Annotated in this window: 22 protein-coding genes; 11 read left to right on the forward strand and 11 right to left on the reverse strand. The window is 66.4% G+C overall.

The annotated features are described in order from the left end of the window. Positions 1-165: 165 nt before the first annotated feature. The gene (locus ACQY4Y_RS03985; RefSeq protein WP_428489261.1) at positions 166-1,638 is read left to right on the forward strand and encodes a carbohydrate porin; all 1,473 of its coding nucleotides are present in this window, start codon (positions 166-168) and stop codon (positions 1,636-1,638) included. A 319-nt stretch (positions 1,639-1,957) separates the two neighbouring features. Here the strand turns inward: ACQY4Y_RS03985 and ACQY4Y_RS03990 are convergent, their stop codons facing one another. The 4 genes from ACQY4Y_RS03990 to ACQY4Y_RS04005 form a co-directional block, all read right to left on the reverse strand. After that, positions 1,958-2,191: a hypothetical protein gene (locus tag ACQY4Y_RS03990; protein WP_428489262.1), complete on the reverse strand. Its 234-nt coding sequence runs from the start codon at positions 2,189-2,191 to the stop codon at positions 1,958-1,960. Between the two features lie 206 nt (positions 2,192-2,397). Further along, positions 2,398-2,655, reverse strand: a complete 258-nt coding sequence (locus ACQY4Y_RS03995; protein ID WP_428489263.1) for a hypothetical protein — start codon at positions 2,653-2,655, stop codon at positions 2,398-2,400. A 121-nt stretch (positions 2,656-2,776) separates the two neighbouring features. Beyond that, entirely contained in the window at positions 2,777-3,178 is a 402-nt protein-coding gene (locus ACQY4Y_RS04000; protein ID WP_428489264.1) for a type II toxin-antitoxin system VapC family toxin, read from the reverse strand. After that, positions 3,178-3,417, reverse strand: a complete 240-nt coding sequence (locus ACQY4Y_RS04005; protein ID WP_428489265.1) for a type II toxin-antitoxin system VapB family antitoxin — start codon at positions 3,415-3,417, stop codon at positions 3,178-3,180. The genes ACQY4Y_RS04000 and ACQY4Y_RS04005 overlap by 1 nt, the downstream gene beginning before the upstream one ends. Positions 3,418-3,570: 153 nt before the next feature. On the opposite strand from ACQY4Y_RS04005, the gene petA reads away from it, so the two are divergent. After that, a complete protein-coding gene (gene petA, locus ACQY4Y_RS04010; RefSeq protein WP_428489266.1) occupies positions 3,571-4,212 on the forward strand; it encodes a ubiquinol-cytochrome c reductase iron-sulfur subunit in 642 nt (213 codons plus the stop codon). Between the two features lie 56 nt (positions 4,213-4,268). Here petA and ACQY4Y_RS04015 read toward each other — a convergent pair whose 3' ends face one another. After that, a complete protein-coding gene (locus tag ACQY4Y_RS04015; RefSeq protein ID WP_428489267.1) occupies positions 4,269-6,536 on the reverse strand; it encodes a CHASE3 domain-containing protein in 2,268 nt (755 codons plus the stop codon). A 194-nt stretch (positions 6,537-6,730) separates the two neighbouring features. Further along, complete coding sequence (locus ACQY4Y_RS04020) at positions 6,731-8,131, reverse strand: helix-turn-helix domain-containing protein (RefSeq protein ID WP_428489268.1); 1,401 nt, start codon at positions 8,129-8,131, stop codon at positions 6,731-6,733. A gap of 142 nt (positions 8,132-8,273) precedes the next feature. On the opposite strand from ACQY4Y_RS04020, the gene ACQY4Y_RS04025 reads away from it, so the two are divergent. From ACQY4Y_RS04025 to ACQY4Y_RS04040, 4 genes are all read left to right on the forward strand, one after another. Then, the gene (locus tag ACQY4Y_RS04025) at positions 8,274-8,564 is read left to right on the forward strand and encodes a hypothetical protein (protein WP_428489269.1); all 291 of its coding nucleotides are present in this window, start codon (positions 8,274-8,276) and stop codon (positions 8,562-8,564) included. A 111-nt stretch (positions 8,565-8,675) separates the two neighbouring features. Then, positions 8,676-9,008: a putative quinol monooxygenase gene (locus tag ACQY4Y_RS04030; protein ID WP_428489270.1), complete on the forward strand. Its 333-nt coding sequence runs from the start codon at positions 8,676-8,678 to the stop codon at positions 9,006-9,008. 343 nt (positions 9,009-9,351) lie between these two features. Then, positions 9,352-9,936 (forward strand): type II secretion system protein GspM, encoded by a 585-nt coding sequence (gspM, locus tag ACQY4Y_RS04035; protein WP_428489271.1) that lies wholly within the window; start codon positions 9,352-9,354, stop codon positions 9,934-9,936. Beyond that, positions 9,933-10,457 (forward strand): hypothetical protein, encoded by a 525-nt coding sequence (locus ACQY4Y_RS04040; RefSeq protein WP_428489272.1) that lies wholly within the window; start codon positions 9,933-9,935, stop codon positions 10,455-10,457. Before gspM ends, ACQY4Y_RS04040 begins: the two co-directional genes overlap by 4 nt. 135 nt (positions 10,458-10,592) lie before the next feature. Here the strand turns inward: ACQY4Y_RS04040 and alkB are convergent, their stop codons facing one another. The 3 genes from alkB to ACQY4Y_RS04055 form a co-directional block, all read right to left on the reverse strand. Beyond that, positions 10,593-11,228 carry a DNA oxidative demethylase AlkB gene (gene alkB / locus ACQY4Y_RS04045; RefSeq protein WP_428489273.1) on the reverse strand — a complete coding sequence of 212 codons (636 nt, stop codon included), beginning with the start codon at positions 11,226-11,228 and terminating at the stop codon, positions 10,593-10,595. Between the two features lie 102 nt (positions 11,229-11,330). Then, on the reverse strand, positions 11,331-12,626 hold the full coding sequence (locus ACQY4Y_RS04050; protein ID WP_428489274.1) for a pyridoxal phosphate-dependent aminotransferase: 1,296 nt from the start codon (positions 12,624-12,626) through the stop codon (positions 11,331-11,333). A 210-nt stretch (positions 12,627-12,836) separates the two neighbouring features. Beyond that, positions 12,837-13,886, reverse strand: coding sequence for a hypothetical protein (locus ACQY4Y_RS04055; protein WP_428489275.1), 1,050 nt, complete (start codon positions 13,884-13,886; stop codon positions 12,837-12,839). 254 nt (positions 13,887-14,140) lie between these two features. Here ACQY4Y_RS04055 and ACQY4Y_RS04060 point away from each other — a divergent pair, with 254 nt between their 5' ends. Continuing rightward, positions 14,141-15,130 carry a DUF6065 family protein gene (locus ACQY4Y_RS04060; protein WP_428489276.1) on the forward strand — a complete coding sequence of 330 codons (990 nt, stop codon included), beginning with the start codon at positions 14,141-14,143 and terminating at the stop codon, positions 15,128-15,130. Here the strand turns inward: ACQY4Y_RS04060 and ACQY4Y_RS04065 are convergent. Beyond that, positions 15,085-15,486, reverse strand: a complete 402-nt coding sequence (locus ACQY4Y_RS04065) for an acyl-CoA thioesterase (RefSeq protein ID WP_428489277.1) — start codon at positions 15,484-15,486, stop codon at positions 15,085-15,087. The genes ACQY4Y_RS04060 and ACQY4Y_RS04065 overlap by 46 nt on opposite strands. A 130-nt stretch (positions 15,487-15,616) precedes the next feature. Here ACQY4Y_RS04065 and ACQY4Y_RS04070 point away from each other — a divergent pair, with 130 nt between their 5' ends. The 4 genes from ACQY4Y_RS04070 to ACQY4Y_RS04085 all read left to right on the forward strand — a co-directional run bounded on the left by ACQY4Y_RS04070 (position 15,617) and on the right by ACQY4Y_RS04085 (position 18,275). Further along, complete coding sequence (locus ACQY4Y_RS04070; protein WP_428489278.1) at positions 15,617-16,393, forward strand: enoyl-CoA hydratase; 777 nt, start codon at positions 15,617-15,619, stop codon at positions 16,391-16,393. Positions 16,394-16,490: 97 nt separating this feature from the next. Continuing rightward, entirely contained in the window at positions 16,491-17,384 is an 894-nt protein-coding gene (locus ACQY4Y_RS04075) for a DnaJ C-terminal domain-containing protein (RefSeq protein ID WP_428489279.1), read from the forward strand. Continuing rightward, the gene (locus ACQY4Y_RS04080; RefSeq protein WP_428489280.1) at positions 17,384-17,698 is read left to right on the forward strand and encodes a chaperone modulator CbpM; all 315 of its coding nucleotides are present in this window, start codon (positions 17,384-17,386) and stop codon (positions 17,696-17,698) included. Before ACQY4Y_RS04075 ends, ACQY4Y_RS04080 begins: the two co-directional genes overlap by 1 nt. A gap of 217 nt (positions 17,699-17,915) precedes the next feature. Continuing rightward, positions 17,916-18,275 carry a response regulator gene (locus tag ACQY4Y_RS04085; RefSeq protein WP_428489281.1) on the forward strand — a complete coding sequence of 120 codons (360 nt, stop codon included), beginning with the start codon at positions 17,916-17,918 and terminating at the stop codon, positions 18,273-18,275. A gap of 183 nt (positions 18,276-18,458) precedes the next feature. Here the strand turns inward: ACQY4Y_RS04085 and ACQY4Y_RS04090 are convergent, their stop codons facing one another. Then, positions 18,459-19,634, reverse strand: coding sequence for an acyltransferase family protein (locus ACQY4Y_RS04090; RefSeq protein ID WP_428489282.1), 1,176 nt, complete (start codon positions 19,632-19,634; stop codon positions 18,459-18,461). Positions 19,635-19,659: the final 25 nt, after the last annotated feature.

Raw genomic sequence — 19,659 nt, forward strand, 5'->3', positions numbered from 1 at the left:
CTGCAAACTCAGAGTATCAGAACCGGTTCGCGAATGAGCGCTGGTGCGCTGCCGCGACGCAGGCCCGCGGGTGAGCCTGGATGACCGAGACAGCGGTAAGCGTCAGCCCAGCGGTCGTCGCAGATTAAGGACCAGGACACAGAGTCTTAATCGACGGGAAATATTTTGTTACAATATGTTCCCTTGACGACTGCCGGGTTCCAGAAACGAATATCGCACTCGACGGGGAGGAAAAAAATAGTGAAACGACGTATTTGGCAACGTTCGCGCAACGTGTTGCGCGGCGCTCTTCTGGGCGCGGCCGCAAGCATCGCCGCCGCGACGGTCACGCCAGCGAGCGCCCAGTCAGACACCAGCCAGGCTCCGGCAAAACCCGCCCAACGTCCGCCGGAAGTTCCGCTGTCACCGCCTGCTCAACCATCGACGCCACCGCCGGCCGTGGGTCCGGTCGGGCAAATCGTTTCGTTCGGAAACTCCTTGGGGAAAACCCTGGCGGATGATGGTTATTATCTAACCGGCAGCTACACCGAAAACATCGCGTCCCTGGTCTCCGGCGGCCTCAAGAACGGCACGATACCAAACGGCGAATTTTCCCTCGGGGCCACCTTCGATCTGCAAAAGATCCTTGGCATCCCCGGCGGGTCGTTTCACGTCATCTTCGATGAGCGGAGCGGCCAAAACCTGAACAACAGCGTGGGAACATCCAGCGGGGTGTTCGAAACCGGTATCGGGCCAACACGGGCGACCCGGCTCTCGGAACTGTACTACGAGCAGGCCTTGTACAACGATCGGATTGACATCCAAATCGGTCGCACCAACCCGACGCTGAATTTCGCGACCACTGATCTGGCGATCGCCTGTTCGTTCGTTGGCGGCTTCATCTGCGCCCAGCCATCAAGTTGGTACTTCAGCAATGGGAGCATCGCTTATCCGGCCTCGACATGGAGTGGGTTCCTCAACGTCCAGGCAACCCCGCACACCTATTTTCGAACCGGCGCCTATGACGACGATCCAAGCCAACTTCTGGCCAATCAGCAGGGTTTCAATTTCAATGTGAAGGGATCGACCGGCGTCTTCGTGCCAATGGAAATCGGCTATCAAACCAACTTCGACGATGCTCGTTATCCGGCGAAATATGATGTCGGTGGCTATTGGGATGACGCTGATTATTCAACCCCGCAGGGCGTTCCCATGCATAGCCGTACGGCGTACTACGCGCAGGCATCCCAGACCGTGTGGCGGCCAAACCCAAAGACGACGCAAAGCCTCACCGTGTTCGGCGGCGGCATCGGGTACACCGGCGGGGCACCCTATTGGGCGACACTTTACGCTGGCGCCTATGATCGCGCACCGTTCGTCGCACGTCCCGACGACACGATCGGCGTTATCGGCACGTATTATGCCAATAACTCCGACCAGCATGGAAACGGTCCGAACCAGTGGCTCTATGAGGTGAACTACAATTTCCAGGTGGTCCCTGGGCTAACCGTCAAGCCATTTACCCAATACGCCGTCGCACCCAACGACCTGCTCGCCCCTGTGGGTTCCAGGAAGCCCAGGGACGCATGGATAGTCGGGTTTCAGGTCTCGCTCGACTTCGCTCGCTTCTTCGGATTACCGCGATTCGTCGCGTATTGATCACACGTTCACAAGACAGAACCGGAGCAAATGGCTCCGGTTTTTTCCAGTCGAGACCATGATCGCGGCTTCGGCAGAACCTTCGTCGTCCGAAGGACACGTTCATCGCGCGAGGCGCGTAGATATCCGAAGCACGCGCTGTTCGCGCGAACCATGCGACAAAACAAACAGCGAGTGTCCTGCCCCAGAAGCACGTCACGGCGAACGGATGGGATCAGCAGGCCACTGAAAACAAAGAGCTAGCATCACGAGGCCGATGTTCGGGCGATAGGCGAAGTTCGGACTCGGGACACGAGACCACAATCGTGTGAAGATGGCCTTAGCTCCCGTCGGCCGTCGACTTTGAAGTGCTGGTGTCGTTCACGGTTTTGTTATTATCACTGTTCTTGTGACCACCGAACCACTTGGAAAACACGGTGTGATTCTCATACGGCGCATTCGGGAACGCGTGCGCACCATACTGCCGCTCGGTCGACCCCGGCGGCAAACCCTGAGCGAACGCCGGGCCCGCAACGCCCAGTGCAGCGACAACTGCAATCAATAACTTTTTCATCGTAACTCTCTCCAGATGCCGGGCGCAATCGTTTGGCCTTCCTACCGACATGGGAGCGAATCATGCAATGTGAATGTTGCGCCGCAGCATAACACTCATGCGCGGGGCGAAGAAATTGCGGCGAATTGGTGATCAAAAAGGGCTGGCAACGGCCCAGCCCTTCGACCCGCGCGTCGACACGTTGTCGCGGATTTTTGGGCGGATTATTACTGCTTTTGGGCCCCGCCGTAGCGCGGGTTATGAGCCAGCGACGTCGGAACCGAGGTCTGCTGCTTGCGGGCGCCGCCATACTGCGGATTCGCCGTCGACGGCGGCACTCCTTGGGTCGCCTGCTTCGTCGCCGGCTGGTTCAACGAAGACGACGATTGGGTCGGCTTGGCGCCGCCTTGAGTGGTTTGAGCCGACGCTGAAAGCGCATATAGCGCGGACGCAGCGATAATCGCCGCAAGACCGAAAATCCTCATGTCTGCCACACTCCTGACCAGTCACCTAAACAGCTGCCCATTATATTGGACAACGGGAAAAACAAACAATGGCCGGTGTCATTCGGCGGCTTTTCTTGCTTACGATCTTGTCCGCGGACACCTAGCGGGCCACCTCGACATCCGTCTTGCCAAAATCCTCGCCCTTGAACAGCAGCTTCGCCCGGTTCACCCGCGCGCATGCATAAGCGAAACAATCGCCCATGTTCAGCCCCGCCGGATGCCGCCCCTTGCCGTACTGCGCGTAGGCCTCCGCCGCGACCTCGAACTCTCGCTCGCCGATGCCGACGAACCGTACCCTGCCCTCCGCCAGGAAACGCCCGACATGGGCCCTGGCGGCAGTCACGGAGTAAATGTAGCCGCGGCACAGACCCGCCACTGTCTCCCACGCCGCAACCGCCGAACACAGCCGCTCCCGGTCGGCCTCCAGCAGGTCGGCCAGTTCGCCGGCGTCGGCCTCACCGGTAATGATGGCAATCAGCGCCGAGGCATCGACGAACACCATCAAACCTCCCCGGAAAGCTCGTCAAAGAACGCCTTGTCAGCGACTTTGCCGGTGGCCGGGGGAAGCCTGTGCGCCTTGCGCAAGGCAGCAAACCGATTGCGCAGTGGCACCGCTTCGGCGGCGCGGTCCAACGCATCCTGAACCGCCAGTTTGACTGCATCCTGCTTCGGCACTCCCCGCAGTTTCGCAAGCTTGGCGACCAGCTGAGCGGTCGCATCGTCCTTGATGTAAAGTGGCATCGCAGTTTCCAGGGATATCCGAATATTCAAAACAGATATCTATATATCCTGGCAACTGCAAACAATGTCCGGGGCCTGCCGGCCACCTCGCCTTACAAACTGTTCATCTTCCCGACTATATGCTCGCCCCGCCGCTTCAGCCAAAATATCGCCATGTCATCTCATGCATCCACCTCCATTCCGGAACCGACAAGACGCGACATGCTGTCGCTGGTCGCCATCTCAGGCGCGGTGATCGGCGCCGCGGCGATCGCCTGGCCGCTGATCGATTCGATGAACCCCTCGGCCGACGTGATCGCGGCCGGAGCACCGATCGATATCGACCTCTCGAAACTCGCCCTGGGCCAGCAGATCGTCGTGCTGTGGCGCGGCGCGCCGATGCTGATCGTCAACCGCACGCCGGCCGCGCTGAAGACCCTGCAAGACCCCAGCCTGGTGTCGCGGCTGTCCGATCCGAAGTCCGACGTCCACCAGCAGCCGCCCTACGCCAATAACTGGCATCGCTCGGTCAAGCCGGAGTTCGCCGTGCTGGTCGGCATCTGCACCCATCTGGGCTGCCTGCCCGGCTACCTGCCGAACCCCGATCCGACGACCCCGGCGCCGAACTGGCCGGGGGGTTACTTCTGCCCGTGTCACGGGTCGAAATACGACCTGGCCGGGCGCGTCTACTCAGGCGTCCCGGCGCCCTATAACCTGCCGGTGCCGCCTTATCGCTTTATGAACGACAAGACCCTGCGGATCGGAGAGAACCCCTCCGGGGCGACGTTCGAACTGTCGTCCGTGGTGCAGATGTAGGCAACGGGTTCGGGCGCGCGCGCCGAACCGCCAACCGCCCGGCGCCTCCGCCGGTCTTATTCTCCGGCGCGGCGCTGCTTCAGCTCCACCACCTTGGTCTCGCCCGAGACCGGCGCCGCAGCGGCGAAACCGGCCAGCGACTCGGCCACCTTACGCGCCAACTGCTCGCGCTGGAACGGCTTGCTGATCAGCTGCACCCCGTCATCCAGCCGGCCGTTATGAACGATTGAGTTCTCGGTATAGCCCGACATATAGACAATCTTCACCTCCGGCCGCATCGCGGTGATCCGTTCGGCCAGGTCGCGGCCGCGCACCTTGCCGGGCAGCACCACGTCCGTCAGCAGCAGATGGATCGCGCTGGCATGGGCGCCGAACACCCGCAGGCCCTCCTCGCCATCGGCCGCCTCCAGCACCCGGTAGCCGAGGTCGCCCAGCATCGCCACCGCGATCTCGCGCACCGCCGGTTCGTCCTCCACCACCAGCACGGTGGCCGACCCGCGCGGCAATTCCACGGGAGCGGCACTGCGCTGGCCCGCCACCGCGCTGGCGCCCACCGCACGCGGCAAATAGAGCCGCACCGTCGTCCCCTCGCCGGGTTCGGAGTAGATTTTCACGTGCCCGCCCGATTGCTTGACGAAGCCGAACACCATGGGCAGGCCGAGGCCGGTGCCCTGGCCGTCCGGCTTGGTGGTGAAGAACGGCTCGAACACCCGATCGAGCACATCGGCCGTCATGCCGTGGCCGGTGTCGGACACCGCCAGCATGGTGTAGTCGCCGACATCGACCTCGGCATGATGGCGGGCATAATCCTGGTCCAGCACCTTGTTGGCCAGCTCGATGGTCAACCGGCCGCCGCCGGGCATCGCGTCCCTGGCGTTCAGCGCCAGGTTCAGCACCGCACTTTCCAGTTGCGCCGGATCGGCCATCGCCGGCCACAGCGCGGCGGTCTCGACATAGCGCACCTCGATGTGCTCACCCAGGGTGCGCCGCAGCAGCGGAACCAGGTCCGGCATCGCCGCCGCCAGGTCGATCGGCGCCGGGGTCAGCGGTTGCTTGCGTGCGAACGCCAACAACTGACGGGTCAGAGTGGCGCCGCGCTGTGCCGCCCAGATCGCGCGTTCCATGCGAGTCTTCAGCCGCTCCTGATCGTTCGGTTTGTTGCGCACGAACTCCAGGTTGCCCAGGATCACCGTCAGCAGGTTGTTGAAATCGTGCGCGATGCCGCCGGTCAACTGACCGATCGCCTGCATCTTCTGCGCCTCGCGCAGCACGCCCTCGGCCTGAGCACGCTTGGTCATGTCGGTGACGGTCAGCACGAAGCCGCCGTCCGGCACCGCGGTGCGGCGCAGTTCCAATTGCGCCCCGTCGGCCCGCACCCGTTCATACACCACCGGTTCACCCGGTCGCTGGTTGCCATGGCGTACCTGGTCCTCGGTCTCCAGGAAGTCGGCCCCCGCCTCAGCGACTGGTCCGTGGGGCTTGTGCTCGTGAGCCATGTGTTCGTGGAACGCCGCGTACGGCGTGCCGGACCGCACCATTGCCTTGGGCAGCCCCAGCAGCACCTGGAAGCACTCGTTCCAGTTGGTCAATTGGCGGTCGGCATTGAACATGGCGACGCCCTGGCTCAGGCTGTCCAGCGAGGTGCGCAGCCGCAGCGCCAGGCTGCGGTAGTTGCGTTCCGCGCGCGACGATTGCGCCCACGCCCGGTTCAACGTCAGCGCCGCCCAGATCAACGCCACGACGGCGATGAGAGTGCCGAGCGTCACCAGCCAGAACACCCATCTGCCGCGGCTGTCCGCCACCGCCAGGCGCTGCGCCAGCAGGTGCTTCTCCTCGCTCGCCATCGCCTTGAAGGTGCTGGATATCTCAACCGCCAACTGGGGGCCGGCATCGTTGCGCACCAGTCCGAGTGTGGCGTCCAGCCCGTTGCTGCGGCGCATCTGTACGGTTTGCGCCAGCAGCGCCAGCTCGTGCTGCACCTTGGGATACAGGGCGTGCAGCCGCTGCTGCTGCACCGGGTTGTCCGCGGTCATTTGCAGCAGCTCACCCTGCAGCAGGGCGACGCGGCCGAGCGCGGCGTCATAGGGGGCCAGAAGGTCGTCGCTGCCGGTCAGCAGATAGCCGCGCTCGCCGGCTTCGGCATCGTCCACCGCCAGGTTGAGGTCCCGGATGGCGCCCAGCACCCTGTAAGTGTGCTGCGACCACTCCACCGCGGAGCGCGCGGCGTTCGACCGGTCCCAGGTGATGCAGGCGATCAGGCCGAGGATGGCGACCAGGACCAGGAACACTGCAAAATTGGCACGGGCGACGATGTATTTCGACATGGGGTGTCCGGATCAGAGGTAATGGCCGGCCCTGACGGGACACCGGCGGCGGCCCGGCGTTCCCAACAAGCGCGGGCACTATAACATGCCGCTCCGTTCATTACATGCATTGATCTTCCCGATTTAGCGATTATTTCGGTAATTCTGTCCTTCGCCAATCGTCAACGATCGCGGCCGGTGCAGCATCGGCCGCGTTAGCGTGCCCTGGCCTCGAATCGATATGGTGACGCACCGGCGGTCAGCGGATCCAGCGACAGACGGTGCTCCAGCGGCGGAAACGCCCGGCTGCCGCAGTCCGGCCGGTCGCACAGCCGGCACGACAGGCCGATGCCGACCCGAGATCGGTCGAGGTCGAGGCCGTCGGCGTAGACCACCTCGGCGGCGTTGGTCAGCGCGCAGCCCATCGCCACCACATGGATCGGCCGCGGCTCACCCCAGCGCACCACCGGCTGGGCGACCGCCTGGGCGAAGCACAGATACGCCGCCCCGTCGGGCAGTTCCGCCACCTGCACCTGCACCGAACCGGGCTGGGAGAACGCGGTGTGCACCACCCAGCGCGGGCACGATCCGCCGAAGCGGGCGAACGGGAAGCCGGCGGCGGAGAACCGCTTCGACACGTTGCCGGCCGGATCGACGCGCAGGAAGAAGAACGGCACGCCACGCGCGCCCGGCCGCTGCAGGCTGGACAGCCGGTGGCAGGCCTGCTCGAACGACACGCCGAAGCGTGCCGCCACCGCCTCCATGTCGTGGCGCAGCCCCGACGCCGCGGCGTGGAACGCGGCATACGGCATCACCAGCGCGCCGGCGACGTAGTTCAGCAGGCCGATGCGCATCAGCATGGCGGCCTCGGGGGTGGATGGCGCGGCCTGCTTCAGCACCGCCTCGACCGCCTCGCGGGTCTCCAGCATCGCCAATTGAAATGCCATGTGGAAGCCGCGGCTCTCGCGCGGCAGCGATTCCGACAGCGCCAGGCCGCGGGTGGCCGGGTCGTAGCGCCGCAGCGCCGCCTCCAGCGGCTGCACGGTGACGCGCACGCCGTGCACGCCGCGCAGCCGTTCGGCGATCGCGTGGTTCATCTCGGCCGGGGCGCTGGGGGCCAGATCGGCGGCCAGCGCCTCGGCGGCCTGCTCCAGCGGCGGGAAGTGGTTGGCGCGGTCGTCGAAGAAGTCGCGCACCTCTTCGTTCGGCAGCAGGATACGCCGGCCCGACGGCAGGGCGATGCCATTGGCGTCCTCACGCGCCACCCGCCAGGCGCGATATAGCGCCAGCACGGCGCGGGCCGCGGTCGGACTGCCGGCGGCCAGCGCCTCGACCTCGGCCTCGGCGACATCCTCGGCACCGAGCAGCGGGTCGGCGAACGCCTCGCGCAGGCCGACGTGCAACTGGCGTTCCTGGGTGCCGGACAGTTCGCCGAGATCGACGCGCAGGGTCTCGGCCAGCTTGATCAGCAGCGAGGCGGTGACGGCGCGCTGGTCGTGCTCGATCAGGTTGAGGTAGCTGGCCGAGATCCCCAACCGGGTCGCCAGGGCCTGCTGCGACAATGCCCGTTCGGTTCGCAGGCGGCGCACCGTCCGCCCGATCAGCGTTCGGCTCATGTGCTTTACATCCTTTACAGATTGTCGCCGGTGTCAGTGAAATCGGCGACAGAATTGCTTGGTTTCACGCGGAATAGGGCTTCGCATTCGCGCCTGCAATGTCAATTATTCACCGTCATACAACGATGCGGAGGAACCAGTGATGCGCCCGATGTGCTTGACCACACCCCTGTATGCACCCGACGGCATTGGCGGATTCGCTCGCCGGGCAGAGCGGTTCGATGATGGGCTGGTGCACAATCACCATTGGGCGGTCACCGCCGAGGAAGCCTATCCCTGCACACGCCAGGCCTCGGCCACGCATGGCCATTGCGGTGACAGCCTGGCGACGTCGAACCAGTCGTGGCGGCGCGGCGCGGGCGAGACCCGCCCGGCGCACGACCACGACGACGGCCTGGTGCACAACCACGACTGGGCGGTTCGCGCGAGCTGACGTCGTTGGTGGCGATCGCTTCGACCGCCGCCGAAGCGCCATGCGATGCGGGTGGGCGGCGGCTGGCCTACAATCGGCACCGTTCATTCCGATCAGGAGGTCAACGTGCCGATGACGAATTCCGACCCGAGGCTGGCCGACCCCAGACTGGCCGACCAGAGGCTTGCGTTCACCGTGACCTGGGACGTGCGCGACGGTGAGGCGGCCGCCGCGGCCGCGATCATCGCCCGCTTCGTCCCCGCGGCGCGCGGCGAGCCCGGGCTGGAGTTACTGATGGTCAACCAATGCAGCAGCAATCCAGGGCAGTTCCTGTTCTATGAAGTTTTCAAGGACGCCGCCGCGTTCGAGGCTCACCAGCACACGCCGCATTTCAAGACCATGATCCTGCAACAGGCGGTGCCGCTGCTGACCCGGCGTGATCGGGTTCAGTATATCCCGCTGTAGCCGGCCGGCCGGGCTCGCGCACTCTCGATTGGCGTTCGGGCGGGGCAAGGTCGATAGACGCAAGCAAAATCATTGTTTGAGCGCACGATCGTCGCGGGTTGCGGGTTCCGTTCGACGTGACCGTGCTCCGGGAGCCGATCGATGATCGTCTGTATTTGCGCCGCCGGGCTGCCGGCATGACCGCCAGTTTGGCCGCAGGGTTGGCGATATCGGCCGGTTCAGGGTTGGCCGGTTCGGATTGGACCGGCGCGGGGTGGACCGGCGCGGGGTTCGCGCTTGTCGCGGTGCGATCCGCCGCGATGATGGGCGATACAAGACGCGTTTTCCGGCCGGAGTCCTGGATTTGACCGCGGAGGCCTGGCTGATCGGACGGCGCGGCCAGGCGCTGGCGGTGGGCGTCGGCGTGTTGGCACTGGCGCTGGCGTGGTTCGGCGTGGTCGATCCGGTGCGGTCCTGGTTCAGCGACCGAGCAGTAGTACTTGAGCAGCGCCAGGCGTTGTTGCAGCGCATGCACCAGGTCGCAGCGACGCTTCCGGCGCTGCGCGCGGCGGCGAAGGCTAGGCCCGGCCAAAACGACAGCCTGGCGATCATGCTGCCCGGCAGCTCCGACGCGGTGGCGGCGGCCGACCTGCAGGAGCGCATCCAGAAGATGGCCGCCGCCGCCGGGGCCAGCCTGACGGCGGTGGAAACCCTGCCGCCGGTGCCGACAGGGGCGTGGCACAAGGTCTCGCTGCGGATCAGCCTGAACGCCCCTTGGCCGGTGCTGATGCAACTGGTGCGCTCGATCGAACAATCCCCGACCCGCATTCTGATCGACGACGTCCACTTCCATAGCGCCAGCATCGTCACCCACCCGACGGTGCTGCCGGTGCAGGCCTCGATGGTGCTGTACGGCTTCCGTCCGGCCGAGCGGGGCGGCGGATCATGATCGGTTGGGGACGCGGCTTGCCGGTGGGGCTGTGCGTGGCGGCGCTGGGCCTGTGTCTGTTGATCGCGGCCGAGATCGTGACCGGCGCCGGCACCGCGGCACCGGAACCGACGGGTCGGACCGGGGCCCTGGCGCAGATCGGGCCAACCGACACAGCGCTGGCGCCGGATCGGCATGGCACCTGGCTGGAGCAAATCCTGGCGCGTCCGCTGTTCAGCCAGGATCGCCGCCCGGTCGAGGTGGCCGCCGCCGGGGTGGCCGGCCTGCCGCGCCTGACCGGCGTCGTGGTGACCGAATCGCAGCGCGTCGCGATCTTCGCGCCGGCCTCGAAGGGCCATCCGATCATCGCCCAGAGCGGCGCGCATATCGGCGAGTATGAGGTCAAGGGCATCACCGATGCCGGGGTGACGGTGGCGGGGCCTCGGGGCACCACGCTGCTGCGGCCGGCGTTCGATCCCGCCCATGTGCCGCCGGTCTTGCCAGTGCCGGTGCTGCCGCGTCCGCTGCCGATTCGGCGGTAAGTCTTCGTCTCGCTTTAGTTGTTTGTTTTGTCGCATGATTCACGCACTTTGAACGTTCCGCCCAGCGCGATCATGCTCTCGTCGCAGGATTGACGCGCCTTGAAGGGTCGGCCCAAGCCGCGACCATGCTTTGGCTTACAGCGCCCGACGGAAGGTCAGGTTGTAGCGAACCGGGCCGGTCAGGGCGTGGTCTCCCTCGCGCAGCGGGTCGATGCCGTGGAAGGTCATGCGCGCCGGGCCGCCCCAGACCACGACGTCGCCATGCACCAGGCGGACGCGCCTCGGCCGATCTGCGCGTCGCGGGCCGCCCCACACGAACACCGCCGGCAGGCCCAGCGAGACCGAGACGATGGGCGCCGCGAGGTCGCGCTCGTTGTGGTCCTGGTGCAGCGACAGCCGGGTTTGCGCGGTATAGCGGTTGATCAGACAGGCATCCGGCACAAAGCCAGCGAACCCGGCGGCCGTGGCGGCGCGGGTGGCGAGGTCGGCGAAGCCTGGCGGCATCGCCGGCCAGGGCCGGCCGGTTTCGGGGTCGAGCCGGTCATAGCGGTAGCCGGTGCGATCGCTGACCCAGCCGGCGGCGCCGCAGTTGGTCATGCCGACCGACATCTGGCCGCCGTTGGGGGTGTTCATGCGCCGGATCGGCGAGGCGGCGACGACGCGGGCCAAGGCGGCCAGCAGTGCGCGGTCGGCGGTTTCGGCGAAGCGGCCGAGCAGCATCGCGCCGGGCGCCAGCGCCAGGTTCTGGGGCGGGTCCTCGAATAGCATCATCGGGGCGGCGTCATGGCGGCGGCATCATGGCGGCGGCATGGCGGCGGCATCATGGCGCGGCAAGCGGGCGGCGGCATGCGGGCGGCGGCATGGCGGCGGGCATCACCATGGGTGAGCCTCGGCCGGCGTGACATGGCGGACCAGGTAGTCGTCCAGCGCCGCTACGGCCGTTGCCATCGCCCTGCCGCCGAGACCGATGCGCAGCCGATCGGTTGGCACCTCGGCCAGCGGTGATCGCCACAGCGCCCAGGGCAGCAGCAGGACGCCGGCGGCGTCGGCCAAGCGGGTGGCGAGGTCGGTGGCGTCGGCGGAAAGGCGGGTGCGTGGGGCGTAGAACGCCAGGTTGTTGGGTTCGGCGAGTTCGAAAATCTGGCCGTGACGGGTCAGGCAGGCTTGCAGCAAAGCCAGGTTCGCCTGCGCGATGGATCGGTTGCGCGCCACGATCGGGGCCTCGGCGCGCAGCGCGATGTGGGCGAGCACCTCGTTCGGCGCGGCCACGCAACTGGACAGAGCGCTTTTGGCCAGCAGCACCTTGGCCAGCAGTACGCGATCCTGGCAGGCGATCCAGCCGGTGCGCAGACCGGCCAGCCCGTAGCCCTTGGACAGCGAGTTGATCGAGATGCCGCGTTCGTAGAGCGCGGCGATCGGCGGTGGATCGCAGGTGGGATCGAGCGTGGTCAAGCGATAGACCTCGTCGTTCACCAGCCACAGGCCGTAGTGACGGCAGAGCGCGATCAGCGCGGCGAGCGAGTGGGCGTCGATCTGGGCTCCGCTCGGGCTGTTGGGGAAGTTGATCAGCACCAGCTTGGTTTCGCGGCGGATGGCGGCGGCGAGGCGGTCGATGTCGAGCCGCCAGCGGCCGCGGTCCTGTCTCTTATCCTGCCCCTGGTCGTGCAAGGCGACGCCGGTGGTGGCGCAGACCGAGGTGAGCGCCCATTCCGACGGTTGATAGATCGGCAGCACCACGATGGCGTGGTCGTCAGGGTCGAGTATGGCGTTGGCGACACAGGTGAGACCTTCCTGCGCTCCGGCACAGCAGACGATGTTGTCGGGGTCGAGGGCGCGGTAGCGGGTGGCGATTTCGGCGCGCAGCCAGGCTGCGCCGCGCGGATGGCTGTAATCGAGATCGAGCGCGGCCCAGCGCGCGGCGTCGTCGGGCTGGGCCATCGCCAGCAGGGTGGGCAGCGTCATGGTGGCCGATTCCGAGGCCGACAGGTCGTGCGCCGCGAGACTGCTCCAGCGGGCGAGGAAGCTGCCGAGGGCGAAGGCCTCGGTGGCGCCTTGGGGGCGCCCCGGTCGGTGAACCGGTTGGCCGGCTGGCGGACGGTTCGGGCCGGGGCGGTTGTGGTTGGCCGGGGTCGTGGTCGGGGGTATCTGGGTCGGGGGTGCAGCGGGCAAGTCGCGTCCTCATTCCGGATTTGAACCATGAGTATCGGATACAGTCATGCGATGCCATGAACCAAGCGCCATGATTCAGGCAGGGAGAAGGCGAAACGTTTGCCGGCGGCGCGGCCGCCGTCATGACGGCAGCCGTCGTGGGTGGCGGAGCGGTCGGTGGTTTCGGCTTGCGCGATTCGGTCGGCCCCGGTTGGGCGGTGCCGCGGCGGTTCAGCGGTTCGGCGGGATGGCGGTGCCGAGGTCGCCTGACCTGAGGCGGGGCGGGACGTTGCCGGAGAACAGGTCGGCGGCGGCTTTGGTCAGCACGTCGGCGCGGGCGCGGGCGGCGTCGCGTTCGGCTGGCGGCAGGTCGGCCATGCTGGCGGAGTATTCGTTGGCGACCACGGTCATCGCGGCGCCCCAGAGTTGCTGGAATTCTTCTGCGCTGGGTTCGGCGTCGGCGGTGGCGGGGGTTGGGGTTGCCGGGACTGCTGGGACTGCCGGGGTCGGGGTGGTTTGGCGGGGGGTTTTGGCGACCGGGGTTGCGGGATCGGCCGAGGTTGCCGGGGTCGGGATTGCCGGCGTTGGGATTGCCGGAGTTGGGATTGCTGGAGTTGGGGCGGCCGCAGCGGAGGTTGGAGCCTGAGCGGCGGCCGCGACGGGGGTTGGCGCCTGAGCGGCGATCGCGGCGGGAGGCGGCGCGGTGGGGGTTGGCGCCGGATCGGCGATCGCGGCGGGGCTTGGCGCGGCGGGGGCCGGGGCGGCGGGACGGGCGGCGGCGTGGCGGGCCAGCAGCGCCTCACCCTGCTGGCGCACGGCGGCGAGGCGGGCGATCACCTCGGCGTCCTTGCGGTCGGCCTCGGGGTCGGGGGTGAGGTCGCGGGTCGGGGCGGGGGCGAACACCGGGTCGGCGGCTGGGCTGGCGCGGGTGTTTTGCAGCGCCCGGCGGGCGCGGTCGCAGGCGCGGTCCGAGGCATTGGCGCTGGCGCGCAGCCGCAGGGTCATCGCGAGCGAGATATCGTCCGCCATCGACAGGCAGGCGGCGCTGACCGAGGCCAGGCCGTGGGCGACGATCTGGGCGACCGCGATCAGGTCGACGTGGCTGCGGGCGCGGTAGGCGTCGACGGTCTGCAGCGCCGCGATGCGGGCGAAGTCGAGGTTGCCGCGGCAGACCGCGAGGAACATCGGCGCCAGCAGGGTGACGATCAGCTGGAGCAGGATGTCGCCGGGCTGGAAGTCGAGGCTCGACGTCGGGCGTGGTTCGGTTGTGGTGGCGGACATGATCGGCCGGGGGTTGTTGGCTGGGGTGTGTTGTAGCGGGGGTGGCGCGGGGTTGTCAAGTAATATTTCCTATATTGTGCTTATAGTCCGCGTCGTAACTGGTCGCGATCTGGTTTGGCAGCGGACCGAAGCGGCGAGAAAACCCGTCCTTATATAGATGTTCGCGGTATTGCATTGGGCTGGCGGATGGTTTCGGCTTGCGTTGACCGATCGCGGTTTGACATAGGCTGGCGGGCAACCGTTGGAGCCAAGCAATGGATTTCCTTTGCTACCTGCACAAGGGGTGGCAGCCGTTGATCCGCCCCGCCGAACCCACGCGTGCCTGGATGGACGCCACGCCTGAGGCCTTCGCCTATCGCTGCCTGCCGCTGAACATCGCCAATGCGCATGGCTGGGAAATCCTGACGCCGGTCGGCTTCGAGGCGTATTGGCGCGGCGGGGCCTCGACCGCGGACGTGATCATCCGGGCGGATGACGGCATGCCGAGCGCGTCGGCGCCGGTGTCGCTGTTCGGGCAAGCAACCTTCACCATCCACATCCAGGCGTTGTTCCGCACACCGCCCGGATGGAACCTGATGGTTGGTGGGTCGCCGAATTGGGCCAAGGAGGGGGTAGCGGCGTTGTCGGGGGTGATCGAGACCGATTGGTCGCCCTATACCTTCACGATGAACTGGCGGTTTCTGCGGCGCAACCATTGGGTGCGGTTCGAGGCGGGGGACCCGATCTGCTTCATACAGCCGACGGAGCGTGACGCGCTGGAGCGGATGAACCCAAAATTCGTTGCCTTGGAAGACGATCCGGAAGCGGCCAGCCAGTTCGCGGCGTGGAGCAAGTCGAGAAACGAATTTCAGGCCGCGGTGGCGCAGCGGCCGCCTTCGTCGCCGGCGGATCAGTGGCAGAAACGTTACTACCGCGGCCTGAACATGCACGACCGAGCCGGGGTCGAGGACCATCGCGCCAAGCTGCGATTGAAGCCGTTCGTGACCGCGGCGCCGGACGCCGCGAAGTGGCAGACGGTGCGGATCGATCCGGATCGGCTGGAAGCGGCGATTGCCTTGTTGGCAGCCTCGGTGCGCGACGGCAGATTGCTGGATGGCGACCCGCCAATCGATGCTGGCCCGCTGATCGATGCTGGAATCCCGGCAGCGCTGGCGGAACGGTTGGTGCGCGCGGTTCGAGGTGGGTGCGGACGCACGGGTCAGGCCGGCGGCAGCACCCCTGGCAGCACCCTGGGGGTGCCGTGATCATCTACCGCCACGAGGACGAATTCGGCCGCGGTCACCCGCACCCGCTCGCCCTGGTTACGGCGCAGCACGTAGGCCTCGACGCCGATCGTGACCGAGGTCCGGCCGGTCTTGCTGACCTCGGTATAGACGCAGACGACGTCGCCGACCTTGACCGGTTGCAGGAAGCTGAGGTTCGACACCGCGGCGGTGGCGACTCTGCCCTTGGCCCGCGTGCCGGCGGCGATGCCGGCGGCGAGGTCCATCAGCGACATGATCCAGCCCCCGAAGATGTCGCCCGCGGGGTTGGTATCGGCCGGCATCGCAACGGTGCGGAGCGATAATTCGCCGCGCGGTTGGGGGCGGCTGTTGGGCATCGAGGTGTCCTTCCGGCGTAGATTGTTCGGCGTTCCGCTGAACATGCTCCGGCTGTTGGGGTTGTCCCGTTGGGGGACGCGGGGCTTGGACGTTCCACTCGGTGCGCTTGTGCGATATGCTTGATCTATCATGCCGGAAATTCTGCTTCGCCACGACAGCGACGACATCGCCACCCTGACATTGAACCGGCCGGACGCCCGGAACGCGCTTTCGATCGGGCTGATGGAGGCGCTGGACGCTGAACTCGGCTCCATTGCAGAGGACCAGTCGGTGAAAGTGGTGATCATTGCCGGCAACGGTCCGGCGTTCTGCGCCGGTCACGATCTGCGGGAGCTGCGGGCCACGCCGACGCGGGCGGCGTATGAGGCGGTGTTCGCGCTGTGCTCTCGGCTGATGCAGCGCATCGTCGGGCTGCCCAAGCCGGTGATCGCGCAGGTGCATGGCGTGGCGACGGCGGCGGGCTGCCAGTTGGTTGCCTCGGCCGATCTGGCGGTTGCCGCCGAGACCGCGCGGTTCGCCACGCCGGGGGTGGATATCGGGCTGTTCTGCTCGACGCCGATGGTGGCGCTGTCGCGATCGGTGGGGCGCAAGGCGGCGATGGAGATGCTGCTGACCGGCGAGCTGATATCGGCGGCGCGGGCCGCCGAGCTCGGTTTGATCAACCGGGTGGTGGATGGGGCGGAGGTGAGCGCGGCGACGCGGGCGCTGGCGGGGCGGATCGCGGCGAAGAGTCCGCTGACGGTGGCGATCGGCAAGCAGGCGTTCTATCGCCAGGCCGAGATGGACCTGGCGTCGGCGTATGACTACGCCTCGGGGGTGATGACGCGCAACATGCTGGCGCGCGACGCGGCGGAGGGGATCGACGCCTTCCTGGCCAAACGCCAACCGCGATGGACCGGCACTTGATTGGCTTCGGCGGCGGTCCCAGTGTGGTGGGCCGAGCCTGGTTACGCCGCCATGGCGCGACGAGGTTGGGCGGTCGGGTGGCAAGCGATCGGTGGCGATGAAAGATCCATACCAGATCCTGGGCGTGCAGCGCACCGACGATGAGGCAGCGATCAGGGCCGCCTACCGCAAGCTGGCGAAGCGGCATCACCCCGACGTCAATCCGGACAAGCCGGACGCGGCGGCCCGGTTCGCCGAGATCAGTTCGGCGTACGATCTGCTGTCCGACACGGACAAGCGGGCGCGGTTCGATCGCGGCGAGATCGATGCCGAGGGGCACGAGGTGGGCCAGCAGCGGCAATATTACCGCGACACGCCGGGGCAGGACCGCTACCAGCCGGCCGGCGGGTTCAGCCGTGAGGACCTGGAGGGGTTTTTCGCCCAGGCGTTCGGCCAGGGCGGGCGCCACTCCGACTGGGGTGCGACGGGTCAGCCGATGGGCGGGCGCGACATGCAGTATTCGTTGACAGTCGGTTTCGTCGATGCGGCGCGCGGCACCACAAGGCGGCTGGCGCTGCCTGACGGCAAGACGCTGGATGTGCGCATTCCGGCGGGCACCGAGGACGGTCATGTGCTGCGGCTGCGCGGCCAGGGTGGTGCGGGGTTCAACGGCGCCGCGGCGGGGGATGCGCTGATCGAGATCACGGTGGCGCCGGATGCGCGGTTTCATCGTGATGGCGACGACATCGTCAGCGAGGTGGCGGTGTCGCTGAAGGAGGCGGTGCTGGGCGCCTCGCTGGAGGTGCCGACGATCCATGGGCCGGTGCGGGTGTCGGTGCCACCGGGTTCGGGCAGCGGCACGCGGCTGCGGCTGCGCGGCAAGGGCATCCGCCAGGGCCACCAGTTCGTGCAGTTGCGGGTCGTGGTGCCGCCGGGGGACGAGCCGGACCTGGCGGCGTTTCTGAAGACGTGGACGCCGCGGGGCAGCTTCAACCCGAGGGAGGGAACATGATGCGCTTCACTGCTGTCGCGGCATTATTCTCGGACCTGCCGGAGACCGAATTGCACACCTGGGTGGAACGCGGCTGGGTGCGTCCCGAAGGCGCCGAACCGGACTGGGTGTTCCAGGAGATCGACATCGCCAGGGTGCGGCTGATCCACGATTTCCGCCATGCGATGGCGGTGCCGGAGGAGACCGTGCCGCTGGTGCTGTCGTTGCTCGACCAGGTTTATACGCTGCGTGGCCAGATGCGCGCGGTTGCACGGGCGGTGGAGGGGCAGCCGGAGGCGGTGCGGGCGGCGATCCGAGCGGCGCTTCGGGGCTGACGCGCGTTCTGGGCATACGCGTGGATCGGATAGGGGCGATGGCGGGGTCGCGCGTCGAGGAAATGCAACTGTGCCGTGTAATTTAGCGGACGCCCAATGGTCAAAACTCCGTGCATTTTTGAAAAAAAATTCAGGCCATATCTTGCTTTTTCGTGCCTAGCAGCACCGATAGTATTACACGTCTGGATTGAATTGGGGAAGGTTCAAGGGCCGCGTAATGACATGCATCCTGGTGGTTGAGGACGAAAGCGAAATTCGCGAGATGCTGGTCGAGGTTCTGCGTGATGAGGGCTTTCAGATCATCGAGGCTGCGTCGGCGGATGCCGCGGTCGAATTGCTCGACCTGGCGAGCCTGCGGCTGGTGGTGACCGACATCAACCTGCCCGGGCGGCGGGACGGGATCGATCTGGCGTTGGCGGCTCGACGCGCCCATCCCGGCATCCCGGTGGTGTTCATGTCGGGCAAGCCGACCAAACTGGCCCAGGCTCAGAGGTTGAGCGATCCGGCAGTGTTTTTGCAGAAGCCGTTCAGCTTCAGCACGCTGGTCGGGGCGGTGGAGCGGCTGTCCGACAGTTAGGGCACTATCGCGTCTGGCTGACCCGATAACGCCGCGCGAGTCATTGTTTTGACGGGCGATTCAATCCTTTGGTGATGCCTCCAAAGGCGATCGCGCGCCGGGATCGGGCAGCAGGTCCGTGGGACGCGTCGGATGGTGGATCGACTGAGCGCATGCTGATCGAGACGGAGGCGAGCCGCTTGATCAAGGCGCCGCCTCGACTTGCGGGCTGTCGATCCGCAGGTTTTGTTTTGTGGCAAACCTCGCGAGGCGGCTGCCTGCGCGGATCAGCGGCCGTTCGATCAAGAGATAGGTCAACAGCGTGACGCCGGCCACCGCAGCGGCGACGACAGGCAGCAGGGCGAAGACTTGGGCGGTGGAGAAGCGTTCGGTGAAGCTTGCGCCCTCGACGAAGAGCAGGTTCAAGGCGATCCCGTGCAGGAGGTAGATGCCATAGGAGCACTCACCCAGCGCGCGTGCGCCTTTGGTCTGAAAGGCTCCGCCGAAGTCGTTGCCGCAGGCGACGGTGGCGAAGAAAAACCCGATCAGCGCCAGTTGCGGGGCCCCGTATGGCGTGGGCGCGCTGATGAGGCCGGCAACCAGGGAGATGGCGGCGGGCACGGCCATCCACTTGGCGCTGAGTATGCGTCGGATGGTTTCGGTCCGCTGCGCCTCATAGGCGAGCATGCCGACGATGAAGAGCGGCAGATATCGGGACAATCCGCCCAGCGGATGGAGCGGCCTGACGCAGAGTGAGATCAGCAGAACGGTGACCGGCAGCGTCCAGGTCGGCCCGCGCCCGCGCGTCGCGTCCATGGCGAAGGCGCATGCCGGCAGGACGAAGAGGTAGAACATCCACTCATACCAGAGCGACCAAGGAACGTAGGCGTCGAGCCGACCCGTATCGGCATAACCCATAATGGACGGCTGCGCCCAAGAGGTGATCCACTCGAGCACATCCTTGATGGTGTGGAGGTTGGGGCGATTGCCGGTGCGGAGCGCGATGATGAGCGACATCAGCAACAGCGAGATCGCCAGCAGCGGAATGATACGGAAAACCCGGGTGATGTATGTCGTCACCCAGGAGGTGGCTCTGAAGCCGGCCAGGACCCGGGGGTAGAACACCAGGGCGCTGGTCATGAAGAACAGCGCAACTCCGCCGGCACCGAAATTGTTCAACAGGTTGACGGTTGGCGCCGCCCATTTTCCGTGCAGGCGAACGATCTGGATCCATATGACGAAGTGGTGCACCAGGACGAACAGGGCGAGATAGCCGCGCAGTCCGTCGATACAGCCGATCCTGCGGTCGTTTGGCGGTAACGGGAAGCCAAGGGCGGTGGCGAGCGATCCGATCATCGTCGCGCAGAGCAGCGCCCCCATGGCGCCGAGCAGGATTGGCGTCATT

This window comes from Rhodopila sp., from assembly GCF_965277165.1.
Taxonomy (GTDB): domain Bacteria; phylum Pseudomonadota; class Alphaproteobacteria; order Acetobacterales; family Acetobacteraceae; genus Rhodopila.

Bases quoted from the DNA above. Each gene is read 5' to 3' on its own strand.
- ACQY4Y_RS03990 (WP_428489262.1), bottom strand. From the start codon at position 2,191: ATGAAAAAGTTATTGATTGCAGTTGTCGCTGCACTGGGCGTTGCGGGC.
- ACQY4Y_RS03995 (WP_428489263.1), bottom strand. From the start codon at position 2,655: ATGAGGATTTTCGGTCTTGCGGCGATTATCGCTGCGTCCGCGCTATAT.
- ACQY4Y_RS04000 (WP_428489264.1), bottom strand. From the start codon at position 3,178: ATGGTGTTCGTCGATGCCTCGGCGCTGATTGCCATCATTACCGGTGAG.
- ACQY4Y_RS04005 (WP_428489265.1), bottom strand. From the start codon at position 3,417: ATGCCACTTTACATCAAGGACGATGCGACCGCTCAGCTGGTCGCCAAG.
- petA (WP_428489266.1), top strand. From the start codon at position 3,571: ATGTCATCTCATGCATCCACCTCCATTCCGGAACCGACAAGACGCGAC.
- ACQY4Y_RS04015 (WP_428489267.1), bottom strand. From the start codon at position 6,536: ATGTCGAAATACATCGTCGCCCGTGCCAATTTTGCAGTGTTCCTGGTC.
- ACQY4Y_RS04020 (WP_428489268.1), bottom strand. From the start codon at position 8,131: ATGAGCCGAACGCTGATCGGGCGGACGGTGCGCCGCCTGCGAACCGAA.
- ACQY4Y_RS04025 (WP_428489269.1), top strand. From the start codon at position 8,274: ATGCGCCCGATGTGCTTGACCACACCCCTGTATGCACCCGACGGCATT.
- ACQY4Y_RS04030 (WP_428489270.1), top strand. From the start codon at position 8,676: ATGACGAATTCCGACCCGAGGCTGGCCGACCCCAGACTGGCCGACCAG.
- ACQY4Y_RS04040 (WP_428489272.1), top strand. From the start codon at position 9,933: ATGATCGGTTGGGGACGCGGCTTGCCGGTGGGGCTGTGCGTGGCGGCG.
- alkB (WP_428489273.1), bottom strand. From the start codon at position 11,228: ATGATGCTATTCGAGGACCCGCCCCAGAACCTGGCGCTGGCGCCCGGC.
- ACQY4Y_RS04055 (WP_428489275.1), bottom strand. From the start codon at position 13,886: ATGTCCGCCACCACAACCGAACCACGCCCGACGTCGAGCCTCGACTTC.
- ACQY4Y_RS04060 (WP_428489276.1), top strand. From the start codon at position 14,141: ATGGATTTCCTTTGCTACCTGCACAAGGGGTGGCAGCCGTTGATCCGC.
- ACQY4Y_RS04065 (WP_428489277.1), bottom strand. From the start codon at position 15,486: ATGCCCAACAGCCGCCCCCAACCGCGCGGCGAATTATCGCTCCGCACC.
- ACQY4Y_RS04070 (WP_428489278.1), top strand. From the start codon at position 15,617: ATGCCGGAAATTCTGCTTCGCCACGACAGCGACGACATCGCCACCCTG.
- ACQY4Y_RS04075 (WP_428489279.1), top strand. From the start codon at position 16,491: ATGAAAGATCCATACCAGATCCTGGGCGTGCAGCGCACCGACGATGAG.
- ACQY4Y_RS04080 (WP_428489280.1), top strand. From the start codon at position 17,384: ATGCGCTTCACTGCTGTCGCGGCATTATTCTCGGACCTGCCGGAGACC.
- ACQY4Y_RS04085 (WP_428489281.1), top strand. From the start codon at position 17,916: ATGACATGCATCCTGGTGGTTGAGGACGAAAGCGAAATTCGCGAGATG.
- ACQY4Y_RS04090 (WP_428489282.1), bottom strand. From the start codon at position 19,634: ATGGGGGCGCTGCTCTGCGCGACGATGATCGGATCGCTCGCCACCGCC.